Raw genomic sequence first — 11,917 nt, forward strand, 5'->3', positions numbered from 1 at the left:
CCTGAACGGGCCCGTCCGCCGTCCGCTCAGCTGCCTGCGACCTTCATGCGGTTCACGAGGATGGAGCCCACGGTCTTGGCGCCATAGTTGTAGGCATCGGCGCCCACGGCCTCGATGCCCTTGAGCATGTCCTTGAGGTTGCCCGCGATGGTGATCTCGTGCACGGGGTAGGCAATCTTGCCGTTCTCGACCCAGAAACCGCTCGCACCGCGCGAGTAGTCGCCCGTCACGTAGTTCACGCCCTGGCCCATGAGCTCGACCACGAAGAGGCCCGTGCCCAGCTTCTGCAGCATGGCGTCCAGGTTGTCGCTGGCCTGGGTGAGGCGCGATGTCATCACTAGGTTGTGCGAGCCGCCCGCGTTGCCCGTGGTCTTCATGCCCAGCTTGCGCGCCGAGTAGCTGGACAGGAAATAGCCCTGCACGCGCCCGCCCTGCACCACCTTGCGCGGCGCCACGCGCACGCCCTCCTCGTCGAACGGCGAGCTGCCCTTCCCGCGCAGGATGAAGGGATCTTCCAGAATGTCGATGTGCTTGGGAAACACCATCTTGCCCAGCGAGTCGAGCAGGAAGCTGCTCTTGCGGTACAGCGAGCCGCCGCTCACGGCCTGCACGAAGCCGCCCAGCAGGCCAGCGGCCAGGGTGGATTCGAACAGCACGGGGCATTGGGTGGTGGGGATCTTGCGTGACCCGAGACGGCTCAATGCGCGCTGCGCGGCGTACCGGCCCACGGCCTCGGGCGAGGCCAGTTCGGTGGCGTCGCGCATGGAGCTGTACCAGGCGTCGCGCTGCATCTCTGCGTTGCGGCCGGGCAGCGAGGCGATGGGCGCCACCGAGAAGCTGTGGCGCGAGCTGGCATAGCCGCCGCGAAAGCCGCGTGTGTGGGCGCTGAAGAAATGGCTTTGCTGCGCCGACACGCCCGCGCCTTCGCTGTTGGTGATGCGGCGGTGGGTCTTGAGCGCGGCGGCCTCGCAGGCCTTGGCGATTTCAGCGGCCTCTTCGCTCGTGAGGGCCCAGGGGTGGAACAGGTCCAGGTCGCGGTGTGTGTCCGCGGGGGCGACGTCGTCGGCATCGGGCAAACCCGCCACGGGGTCTTCGGCCGTGAAGCGGGCGATGTCATACGCGGCCTGCACGGTCTGCTCGATCGCCCTGCTGGAGAAATCGGATGTGCTGGCGTTGCCGCGGCGGTTGCCGATGTAGACCGTCACGCCCAGCGACTTGTCGCGGTTGCGCTCCACGTTCTCCAGTTCGCCCTTGCGCACGCTGACCGACAGGCCGCAGCCCTCGGACGCCTCGGCGCCCGCGTCGGTGGCGCCGAGCTTTTTGGCATGGGCCAGGGCGCGGTCGACCAGTTCCTCGAAGAAGGGGCGGCTGTAGCTGAAACCGCTGTCAGGGGTGGCGCGGGAAGTGGCAGGGGCTTGCGCGGCGGGCGGGGCGCTTTGGAGGCGCGCGGCGCGGGTGGAGGGTTTATTCATAGCGGAAGCTATGATACTTGCCGCTGTGGCGCGCTCTGCGCCGCTTCTCTTTTTGCCCCCACCCATGTCACGCAAACCCAAAAAAGGCTACTTTGTGCGAGGCCAGTTCGTTGCCGAAGGCAGCGAAATGGACATTCAGCTCAAGGCCGAACTCAAAGGCACGCCCGATGCCAGCCGCACCGACCTCAAGCGCGAAAGCGACGAACTGCAGGAGCTGGGCAAGGAGCTGCTGACGCTGCGCGCCGACCTGTTCGACGCCGTGGGCTTGCCCGACAAGCTGGTGGACGCACTGGCCGAGGCCAAGCGCATCACCAATTTCGAGGGCAAGCGCCGCCAGATGCAGTACGTGGGCAAGATCATGCGCAAGCTCGAACCCGAGCTGGTGCAGGCGGCCCGCCAGGCGCTGCAGGAGCAGCACAAGGGCTCGGCCACCGAAAAGATGCAGCTGCACCTGGCCGAACACTGGCGCGACCGCCTGATCGCCGACGACGAGGCGCTGGCCCCCTGGATGGCCGAACACCCAGGCACCGACACCCAGCAGCTGCGCGCGCTGATCCGCCAGGCGCGCAAGGATGCGCCCCCCGCCGACAAGGCCGCCGTGTCGCAAGGCCTGGCCCCCCGCAAGGGCCGCGCCTACCGCGAACTGTTCCAGCTGGTGCGCGAGCACCTGGGCGGCACGGGCACGGACGACGCCAGCGGCATCGACGAGGACGACGGCGATGAGTGAGGCCCGACACGACCCGGTGAAGGTCGGCATCGTCTCCATCAGCGACCGCGCCAGCTCCGGGGTCTATGAAGACAAGGGCCTGCCCGCGCTGCAGGACTGGCTCGCGCGCGCCCTGCTCAACCCCATCGCCTTTGAATCGCGCCTGATCCCCGACGAGCAGGACGGCATCAGCGCCGCGCTGATCGAGCTGGTCAACGCAGGCTGTTGCCTGGTGCTGACCACCGGCGGCACCGGCCCCGCCCCGCGCGATGTGACGCCCGAGGCCACGCTGGCCGTGGCGCACAAGGAGATGCCGGGCTTTGGCGAGCAGATGCGCCAGATCAGCCTGAAGTTCGTGCCCACCGCCATCCTGTCGCGCCAGGTGGCCGTGGTGCGCGACCAGAGCCTCATCATCAACCTGCCCGGCCAGCCCAAGGCGATTGCCGAGACGCTGGAAGGCCTGAAGGACGCCGACGGCAAGCAGATCGTGCCCGGCATCTTTGCCGCCGTGCCGTACTGCGTGGACCTGATTGGCGGCCCGTATCTGGAAACGCGCGACGAAGTCTGCAAGGCGTTCCGGCCCAAGAACGCGGTGCGAGCGCCTCGCCCGGCCTGATTTCTCACGGCTCAAAGCAAAAATAGCTGCCAGCGCTTATTCAACAAGCGCTGGAAGCTATAATTTTTATAGCATTCTGATTCTTGAATGCAGCGCAGGCAAGCCGCTACTTGCCCACCAGCTCGTTGAGCTTGCCCGCCTCGAACTGCTCCTTGAGCGCCGCATCACACGGCACGCAGTCCTTGTTCTGCGGGTTGGCGGACAGTTTCTCGATGGCCTGCCACAGCAGCGCGATCTGGTGCTCCTGCGACGAGGCGTTGTCGATCAGCCCGCGCATGGCCTGCGAGAGGGGGTCGTCCTCCTGCGTGATGCCATAGGCCGTGAACTTGCGGGCCTGCTGGGGTTCGGTCACGTCGGCGCTTTCGCCCGCCTTGGACGGAATGATGCGCGCCGGGATGCCCACCGCCGTGGCGCCCGGGGGCACCGGCTTGATGACCACGGCGTTGCTGCCGATCTTGGCGCCGTCACCCACCTCGAAGCCGCCGAGCACCTTGGCCCCCGCGCTCACCACCACGTCCTTGCCCAGCGTGGGATGGCGCTTGGCGCCCTTGTAGAGCGAGGTGCCGCCCAGCGTGACGCCCTGGTAGATGGTGCAGCCGTCGCCGATCTCGGCGGTCTCGCCCACCACCACGCCCATGGCGTGGTCGAAGAACACGCGCTCGCCGATCCTGGCGCCGGGGTGGATCTCGATGCCGGTGAACCAGCGCGCGAAGTGCGAGATGAAGCGCCCGAACCATTTCAGGCCGTGGTGCCAGCACCAGTGCGCCGGCCGGTGCAGCCAGATCGCGTGCAGGCCCGGATAACAGGTGACCACCTCCCACGTGCTGCGCGCGGCAGGATCGCGGTCGAGGATGCACTGGATATCGGAGCGCAGGCGGGCGAGCATCGGTTCTTTTCGTTATGTGTTTATGGGCTGCACAGTCTATCGTTTTGACTGGCTCGCCTCGATCATGGCCTTGGCGACACCTCGCAGGATGTGGATTTCCTCGGGGCTGAGCTGCGCGCGGTTGAAAAGCTGGTTAAGGCGGGGCATGAGCTTCTTGGGCGCGGCGGGGTCCAGGAAGCCGATGGTGGTGAGCGCCTGCTCCCAATGGCCCAGCATGCCCGCCACCTGGGTGGCGTCGGCCAGGGCGCGGGCGGGCGTGGCATCCAACACCGGGAACCCGCCCAGCGCCATGCGCCATTCGTAGGCAATCACCTGAATGGCCGCGCCCAGATTGAGCGAGCCAAAGCCGGGATTGGTGGGGATGGAGAGCGCCACGTGGCAGCGGTAGACGTCTTCGTTGGTCATGCCAAAACGCTCGGAGCCAAACAGAAAGGCCACACCTGCCTGGCGGCCCGCCACCGATGCGGTGGGTGCCGATTCCTCAATGTTGTGGGTGTTTTTGGCCTCCAGCGCCTTTCCGTCAAGCGCTGATAGCTCATTTTTTAATAGCAAATCGAAATGCGCACGGGGTGCTGCCGTGGGCGGCCCGAAGTCGCGCGGGGTCATGGCCGTGGCGCACAGGTGGCTCATGCCGTCCAGGGCCTCGTCCAGCGTGGCGACGATGCGGGCGTTCTCCAGCACGTCGAGCGCGCCGCTGGCGCGCTGGATGGTCTCCTCGCGCCGCAGCACGTTGGGCCAGCGCGGCGCCACCAGCACCAGGTCGTCAAAACCCATGGTTTTCATGGCGCGGGCGGCGGCGCCCACATTGCCGGCGTGGCTGGTGTTGATCAGGACAAAACGGGTCTTCATGGCAGCGGAAAAGGAGGGTGTGCGGGGCACGAACAGGACAGGCGAAGCGTGGAAGCAGTGCGGACAAAGGCCCGCGGGTTAGGCAAAAAATGGCACTGCGGGTAAAATCCCGCCCTCATTGTCGCCGCCCGCATCGCCGGGACGGATCGCACCGCTCCTGATTCGCAGGCTGCCCACGCCACCGTTGCATGCGGGCACCCTGCTCACCACCACAATCTATGTCGTCCAATCTGCACCCCATGCTCAACGTGGCCATCAAGGCCGCACGCGCCGCCGGCGCCATCATCAACCGCGCGGCCCTGGACGTGGAATCGGTGCGGATCTCGCAAAAGCAGATCAACGACTTCGTGACCGAAGTGGACCATGCGTCCGAGAAGATCATCATCGAGACGCTGCTCACGGCCTACCCCGGCCACGGCATCCTGGCCGAAGAGTCGGGCAGCGAATACGGCGCCAAGGATTCGGAATTCGTCTGGATCATCGACCCGCTGGACGGCACCACCAACTTCATCCACGGCTTTCCCGTGTACTGCGTGAGCATCGCCCTGGCTGTGCGCGGCAAGGTCGAGCAGGCGGTCATCTACGACCCCTCGCGCAACGACCTGTTCACGGCCACCAAGGGCCGCGGCGCCTACCTGAACGAGCGCCGCATCCGCGTCTCCAAGCGCACCCAGCTCAAGGACTGCCTGATCTCCACGGGCTTCCCCTTCCGCCCGGGCGACAACTTCAAGAGCTACCTGAACATGATGGCCGACGTGATGCAGCGCACCGCCGGCCTGCGCCGCCCCGGCGCCGCCGCCCTGGACCTGGCCTACGTGGCCGCGGGCTTCACGGATGGCTTCTTCGAGACCGGCCTGTCGATCTGGGACGTGGCCGCCGGCTCACTGCTGGTGACCGAGGCCGGCGGCCTGGTGGGCAACTTCACGGGCGAGGCCGACTTCCTGGAGCAACGCGAATGCCTGGCCGGCAACCCCCGCATCTACGGCCAGCTGGTACCCATCCTGGGCAAGTACAGCAAGTTTGCGAGCGCGGGCGACAAGGCGGCCGTGCGCCAGGCGGCTGCGGCAGACGCACCCGTCAGCGCTGAAGCCGAGGCTGCAGCCGATGTGGAGTCCGACACCACGGGTGCCGCCCCACAGGCCGACGCCCCCAAGAGCGAAGACGCGCCGTTCTGATGTATGCCTGAGCACCGTCCCCTATCGGGACTGTGCTCAGTTCGGGTCGGGGTATTTCTGGGCAATGCTGCGGAAATCTTCCGCAATGTCCACGAACGCATCCACCATGTCGGGGTCGAAATGCGTGCCCTTGCCCCGCACGATGGTGTTGCACGCCTGGTCGTGCGAGAACGCGGGCTTGTAGACCCGTTTGCTGATGAGCGCGTCGTACACGTCGGCCACGGCCATGAGGCGCGCCGACACCGGAATGGCATCCCCCGCCAGCCCCTGCGGGTAGCCCGAGCCATCCCACTTTTCCTGGTGGCAGTAGGCGATCTCCTTGGACACGCTCAGAAAAGCCACCCGCATGCCCAGGCGCCGCTCGGCCTCCTCAATCGCGTTGCGGCCCAGCGTGGTGTGGGTCTTCATGATCTCGAACTCTTCCACGGTGAGCTTGCCCGGCTTCAGGAGGATGCTGTCGGGGATGCCGATCTTGCCGATGTCGTGCAGCGGCGCCGACTTGTAGAGCAGCTCGATCATCCGGTCGTTGAGCACCGGCTCGAACCGCGGGTGGTGGCGCAGCCGCTCGGCCAGCGTCTTCACGTACAGCTGGGTGCGGCGGATGTGGTTGCCGGTTTCGTTGTCGCGCGTCTCGGCCAGCGAGGTCATGGCCATGATGGTCACGTCCTGGATGGCCTGCACCTCCAGCGTGCGCATCGCGACCTCGCGCTCCAGGTAGGAGCTCTTGTCGCGCAGGAAATCCGCCGTGGCCTTGAGCGCCAGATGGGTGTTCACGCGCGCGAGCAGGATGGGCGGGCTGATGGGCTTGGTGATGTAGTCCACCGCGCCCAGCGCCAAGCCCATGCGTTCGTCATCGGGGTCGGAGCGCGCGGTGAGGAAGATCACCGGGATGTCGCGCGTGGAGGACGCGGCCTTCAGGCGCCGGCAGACCTCGTAGCCATCCATCTCGGGCATCATGATGTCCAGCAGGATCAGGTCGGGCGGCGTGCCCGACTGCGCGATCTTCAGGGCCTTTTCCCCATGGTTGGCCACTTTCACCAGGAAATGCTCGCGCAGCAGGCTGCCCATCAGGGTGAGGTTGTCGGGCGTGTCATCCACCACCAGCACCGTGGCGATCGGTTTTTCAACCAGAACGGCCTGCGGGGAGGCAAAGGGCGCGTTGTCCATGGAATTTCCTGCGTGTTGTGCCGCTCAGGGGGTGTGGGCGGCAGGGTGTTCGGAGCCTGGCGCATCGGCCATGGCCCCCAGGGCCTGCTCGAAATCAAAATTCAGGGTGTGCATCTCGACCACCGTGAAGGCGCTCCCCAGAACGGGCTTCAGCACAGGGGCATTGTGTTGGAAAAACTCCGGCGCTGCAGGATCGTCCTGCTCCAGCAGGCCGCGCAGGTGCTGCAGGGCACCTGCGCCGTCCAGCCCCTCGTGGCCCGCACCCGCGCCAGCCACGCTGTCCGGCGCCGCCGGCCGGTGCCGCTGCATCCACGCCTGCAGGCCGTCCAGGAGGGGCTGCAGCGCAGAGTCCACGGCCCCCAGAAGGGCCGCGGCGGCACCCGCCTCCTGCCCGCTGCGCAGGGCGTGCTCCAGCGCCTGGGCATGGGAGGACACCTCCTCGGCCCCGATGTTGGCCGCCACGGAACGCAGCGTGTGCGCCAGGCGCTCGGCGAGCACCGTGTCGCCGCCGGCGCTGGCCTGCTCCATGTCGGCAAGCACCCGTGACTGCCCCTGCACGAACCGGCGCAGCATCTCGGCGTACAGGGCCGGCTTGCCCAGCGCGCGCTGCAGGCCCAGGGCCGTGTCCAGCCCCGCCACCGTGGGCAAGGACAGGCCGGACGCCGCCTCGCCATCCGGCGGAGCCGTGGCGGGCAGGCCCGGCGCGGGCGGCTTGCCCAGGCCTGGCCGGGGCCGGATCCAGCGGCCCAAGGCGCTCCAGAGCGCCGCGGGCTCGATGGGCTTGGCCACATGGTCGTTCATGCCCGCGGCAAAGCAGCGCTGGCGGTCGGCCTCCATCGCGTTGGCCGTCATGGCCACGATGGGCAGCTGGGCATACCGCGGGTCGCTGCGCAGCCGCCGCGTGGCGGTTTCTCCGTCCATGACGGGCATCTGCATGTCCATCAGCACCACGTCATAGGGCTTGCGCTCGATGCGCTCGATCGCAATCTGGCCGTTTTCGGCCACATCGACGGAAAAACCGGCTTCCCGCAACAGCTCGACCGCCACCATCTGGTTGAGTTCGTTGTCTTCCACCAGCAGCACGGACGCGCCCCGGATCGCGAGCGGCAGCTCGTCCGCCGCAGGCGCCGGGGTGACCACGCGGCGCGGGCTGTAGGTGGAGTGTTCCAGCGGCTGCATCAGCGTGTCGAACAGCAGCGACGCGTTGACGGGCTTGATCAGCACCGTGTCGATGCCCTGCGCGCGCGCGGCGCGCATCACATCCTCTCGCCCGTAGGCCGTGACCATGAGCATCTTGGGCACCTGCGCCATCCCGAGCCCCCGGATGTGGCCCGCCAGCTGGATGCCATCCATGCCCGGCATGTGCCAGTCGAGCAGCAGCAGGCCGAAAGGCTGGTGCCGCGCCATGGATTCGCGCAGCCTGTCGAGCGCTTCCAGCCCGGAATAGGCCTGTTCCACCTCGAAGCCCATGGCGTGCAGCATGTCGGACAGCACCGTGGCCGCCGTGTGGTTGTCGTCCACCACCAGCACCCTGCGCCCCCGCAGGTCCGGCGGCGGCAGCAGCATCCGCGCGGGTGCCCCGCGCTCGAGCGGCACGGCGACCCAGAAGGTGGAGCCTTGGCCATGGATGCTCTGCACGCCGACCTCGCCGCCCATCAGTTCCGCCAGGCTCTTGCAGATGGCCAGCCCCAGCCCCGTGCCGCCATAGCGGCGCGTGGTGGACGTGTCCGCCTGCTGGAAGCTCTGGAACAGCCGCCCCATCTGGTCCACGGTGAGCCCGATGCCCGTGTCGCGCACCTCGAAGCGCAGCAGCACGCGGTTGCCCGCCTCCTCCACCAGCCGCACGGCAATGCTGATCTCGCCGGTGTCGGTGAACTTGATGGCGTTGTTGGCGAAGTTGATGAGGATCTGCCCCAGCCGCAGCGAGTCCCCCACCAGGTTCGGGGGCACGTCGGCCCCCACGTCGCAGACCAGCTCCAGCCCCTTGGCACCGGCCTTGTAGCCCACCACGTCGGACACGCTCTCCAGCATGCGGTCGAGCACGAAGGGCTGCTTCTCGACCGTGAGCTTGCCCGCCTCGATCTTGGAAAAATCGAGGATGTCGTTGATCACGCCCAGCAGGTGCTGGCCCGCCTGCTGGATCTTGCTCACGTAGTCGTGCTGGCGCGCCGAAAGGCCCGACTTGAGCGCCAGGTGCGACATGCCGATGATCGCGTTCATGGGCGTGCGGATCTCGTGGCTCATGTTGGCCAGGAAGTTCGACTTGAGCGCGGTGGACTCCTCGGCCAGCTCCTTGGCGCGGCGCAGGTCCTGCTCGGCGCGCTGCCGGTCGGTGATGTCCACAAACGTGCCGATGGCGCCCCCGGGCGAGCCGTCGGGCCGCGAGAATCCGTGCAGCCAGAACAGGGTGTGGTGGACCATCCCGTCGGCATACGGCAGGTCCACCTCCTTGTGCACCGACTGGACCCCGTTCAGGGCTTCCTCGGCATCCGCGTCGAAGCGCTCCCGCTCGGCCTCGGGCAGGAAGGCCAGGTCCAGCACCGTCTTGCCGATCAGCGCCTCGCGCTGCACGCCAAAGGCCTGCTCGTAGGCGCGGTTGAAGCCGATGTAGCGGCCATCCGCCCCCTTGTAGAACAGGGGCACGGGAATGGCGTCGATCAGCGCCTGCTGAAAGTCCAGTTGCTCGGCCACGCGGGCCTCGAGCAGCTTCTGGTCGTGGACGTCCACGTTGACGCCCACCACGCGCACCGCCTTGCCCCTGCCGTCGCGAAAGATGCGGGCGGCCGACAGGAACCAGCGCTCCTCGCCTTGCGGCCGCACGATGCGCCACGAATCACGCAGATGCATCTCGCCCCCCGCCAGCGCACCGGCAAACGCGGCGGCGGCCCGGTCGCGGTCCTCGGGGTGCAGGCGCTCCATCCAGTCCTGCTGCGTACGCTCCCCGGTGCCGGGCGGCAGCCCGAACATGGCCAGGAGCTTTTCGCTCCACAACACCTGGCCGGTGGCCAGGTCGATGTCGAACACACCGATCTTGCCGGCCTCCTGCGCCAGTTCCAGCCGCTCCTTGGCCTGCTGCATCGCGATCTCGGCGCGCCGCTGTTCGCTGACATCCTCGATCACCCAGATGGAGGCGGTCCTGCAGCCGTCCATCTGCAGGCTTCGGCCCGCCAGCCGCGCCTCGAACCGGCTGCCGTCCAGGCGGCACAGGGACGTGGTCTCGCGCACGGCCTCGCCAGCCGCCAGGTCGCCCCCCACGCGCGCGTTGAACCGGTCCGAACCGGCCGCGCCGCCGAACAGCGCCGACACGCCCTGCCCCAGCAACTGGGACGCGGTGCCCCCCATCAGCTCCATGAACGCCGGGTTGAACTGGCGGACCTGCCCATCGCACAGCAAGACGATGGGAGGCGCGTTGTCGAAGATCGCGGTCTGCTGCTCCAGCAGCTCATTGAGCAGGCGCTCGCGCCGCTCCAGCTCCTGCTGGGCCTGGATGCGCTCGGACACATCGGCGTGCAGGCCGACGATGGCGATGCGCTTGCCGCGTTCATCGAACACCGGAGACAGCGTGGCCTCGTCGTGGTAGATGGTTCCGTCCTTGCGGCGATTCACGAACTGGCCCCGCCAGGAACGGCCCGACAGCAACGTGGACCACATGTCCTGGTAGGTCCGTGCGGGGGTCTGGCCGCTGGCGACCATCGATGGCTTCTTGCCCCGGACCTCTTCCAGCGTGTACCCGGTGTTGCGCTCGTACTGCGGGTTGACCCAGTCGATGCGGCCATCCCCGTCCGTGATCACCACCGAGGCGGGGCTGCTTTCGAGCGCGGCCCCCAGCACGCTGAAACGCTCTAGCGCGGCGGCCATCCGCGCGCGGCTGCGCAGCAGATCCAGCAGCAGCAGGCCCAGCAGGCACAGCAGCACGAACGCCCCGCCCCCCACCTGCAGGCGCTCGGTGGCGGGCATGAGCGCGCTCACATCGTCCAGCATCGCCAGCTGCCACTGGCCGCCCGGGTCGCCCCAGTCAACGCGGCGGCGCTCCACCGCGTAAGTCACTCCGTTGAGGACGACCTCGCCCGCATCCGGCGCAAAAGGCAGTGCGGACGCCAGGCCCTTGTCGAAATGATTGCCGAACTGGCGCGATGCGCGGATCGCGTCAATGCGCGCCTGGGTGAGCGGCGGCGCCACGGCGAACAGCCATTCGGGCCGTGTGGACGCGAACACGACACCGTGAGGAGACAGCAGCACGGTCGGCATTTCGGTGCGCCGCAGCACTTCGTCGAACGACTCGAAGCCCACCTTGAACATCACCACGCCGATGATGGTGCTCGACGGCGTGTCGCTCTCGTACAGCGGCGCGGCGTAGTACAGGCCCCGCTCCTGCGAATTGCTGCCGATCGCGGCATACACGCTGATCGCGCCCTTGATGGCCTGCTGGAAATAGGGCCGGAACGCAAGGTTCAGGCCGGTGGAACGGGTGCCCGGCGTCTCATGCGCCACCACGGTGCCGTCGCCGGACATCACGTAGACCCCGCTCACCAGGAACCGGCCACGCGCCACCCCCAGGCGCGCCAGGGCCTCGGGATCGTCCGGCGGCAACTCGCCCCGCGCCATCGCCTTGAGCAGCGGCTCGCTCAGGCCCAGCAGCGACACCGCCCCCAGCATGCCACCGCCGGTGATGCGGTTTTGCAGCACGTCGACGGTCTGCTGCAGCAGCTTCGCGCGCTCGGCGGCGCGTTCCGCGCCCTGCCAGTGCATCGCGGCCAGCACCACCAGCCACGCACCCGCCAGCGCCGCCACCACCACCAGCACAAAGCCCCGCGCGCCCGGGGCATTGCGGTCCAGCACCTTGTCCAGGAACACTCCCACGCCTGCGCCAACCCGCGTCACGCCCCACCCCCGGCCGTGCCTGGACCGTGCCCCAGGCGGGGCCTACCGTGCGGGATACAGCAAGGCATCGATATCTCCCACCGGTCCGGGCCGCCCGAAAAGAAACCCCTGGAACCCCTCGCAGCCATGCAGCCGCAGGAACGACAGCTGCCCCGTCGTCTCCAC

Annotated in this window: 8 protein-coding genes; 3 read left to right on the top strand and 5 right to left on the bottom strand. The window is 67.9% G+C overall.

Going from position 1 to position 11,917, the window contains the following annotated elements; translation table 11 throughout:
- Positions 1–26: 26 nt before the first annotated feature.
- Positions 27–1,472, bottom strand: coding sequence for a metalloprotease PmbA (gene pmbA, locus AC1RCS_RS20160; protein ID WP_369641873.1), 1,446 nt, complete (start codon positions 1,470–1,472; stop codon positions 27–29).
- 64 nt (positions 1,473–1,536) lie between these two features.
- Here pmbA and yjgA point away from each other — a divergent pair, with 64 nt between their 5' ends.
- Both yjgA and mog read left to right on the top strand, forming a co-directional pair.
- Positions 1,537–2,199, top strand: a complete 663-nt coding sequence (yjgA, locus tag AC1RCS_RS20165) for a ribosome biogenesis factor YjgA (RefSeq protein WP_218293840.1) — start codon at positions 1,537–1,539, stop codon at positions 2,197–2,199.
- Positions 2,192–2,794 (top strand): molybdopterin adenylyltransferase, encoded by a 603-nt coding sequence (gene mog, locus AC1RCS_RS20170; RefSeq protein ID WP_218293839.1) that lies wholly within the window; start codon positions 2,192–2,194, stop codon positions 2,792–2,794. Before yjgA ends, mog begins: the two co-directional genes overlap by 8 nt.
- 106 nt (positions 2,795–2,900) lie before the next feature.
- Here mog and cysE read toward each other — a convergent pair whose 3' ends face one another.
- Both cysE and AC1RCS_RS20180 read right to left on the bottom strand, forming a co-directional pair.
- Positions 2,901–3,680, bottom strand: a complete 780-nt coding sequence (cysE, locus tag AC1RCS_RS20175; RefSeq protein ID WP_218341902.1) for a serine O-acetyltransferase — start codon at positions 3,678–3,680, stop codon at positions 2,901–2,903.
- Between the two features lie 36 nt (positions 3,681–3,716).
- Complete coding sequence (locus AC1RCS_RS20180; RefSeq protein ID WP_492245523.1) at positions 3,717–4,529, bottom strand: RNA methyltransferase; 813 nt, start codon at positions 4,527–4,529, stop codon at positions 3,717–3,719.
- A 218-nt stretch (positions 4,530–4,747) separates the two neighbouring features.
- Here AC1RCS_RS20180 and AC1RCS_RS20185 point away from each other — a divergent pair, with 218 nt between their 5' ends.
- On the top strand, positions 4,748–5,704 hold the full coding sequence (locus AC1RCS_RS20185) for an inositol monophosphatase family protein (RefSeq protein WP_492245522.1): 957 nt from the start codon (positions 4,748–4,750) through the stop codon (positions 5,702–5,704).
- Between the two features lie 36 nt (positions 5,705–5,740).
- Here the strand turns inward: AC1RCS_RS20185 and AC1RCS_RS20190 are convergent, their stop codons facing one another.
- Both AC1RCS_RS20190 and AC1RCS_RS20195 read right to left on the bottom strand, forming a co-directional pair.
- The gene (locus tag AC1RCS_RS20190; RefSeq protein ID WP_492245521.1) at positions 5,741–6,871 is read right to left on the bottom strand and encodes a response regulator; all 1,131 of its coding nucleotides are present in this window, start codon (positions 6,869–6,871) and stop codon (positions 5,741–5,743) included.
- Between the two features lie 24 nt (positions 6,872–6,895).
- Entirely contained in the window at positions 6,896–11,752 is a 4,857-nt protein-coding gene (locus tag AC1RCS_RS20195; RefSeq protein ID WP_492245520.1) for a PAS domain S-box protein, read from the bottom strand.
- Positions 11,753–11,917: the final 165 nt, after the last annotated feature.

The organism is Acidovorax sp. GW823-FHT01C06, from assembly GCF_058798375.1.

What these genes read in the sequence shown, in the direction of transcription:
- pmbA (WP_369641873.1), bottom strand. Translation starts at nt 1,472, where the DNA reads ATGAATAAACCCTCCACCCGCGCCGCGCGCCTCCAAAGCGCCCCGCCC.
- yjgA (WP_218293840.1), top strand. Translation starts at nt 1,537, where the DNA reads ATGTCACGCAAACCCAAAAAAGGCTACTTTGTGCGAGGCCAGTTCGTT.
- mog (WP_218293839.1), top strand. Translation starts at nt 2,192, where the DNA reads ATGAGTGAGGCCCGACACGACCCGGTGAAGGTCGGCATCGTCTCCATC.
- cysE (WP_218341902.1), bottom strand. Translation starts at nt 3,680, where the DNA reads ATGCTCGCCCGCCTGCGCTCCGATATCCAGTGCATCCTCGACCGCGAT.
- AC1RCS_RS20180 (WP_492245523.1), bottom strand. Translation starts at nt 4,529, where the DNA reads ATGAAGACCCGTTTTGTCCTGATCAACACCAGCCACGCCGGCAATGTG.
- AC1RCS_RS20185 (WP_492245522.1), top strand. Translation starts at nt 4,748, where the DNA reads ATGTCGTCCAATCTGCACCCCATGCTCAACGTGGCCATCAAGGCCGCA.
- AC1RCS_RS20190 (WP_492245521.1), bottom strand. Translation starts at nt 6,871, where the DNA reads ATGGACAACGCGCCCTTTGCCTCCCCGCAGGCCGTTCTGGTTGAAAAA.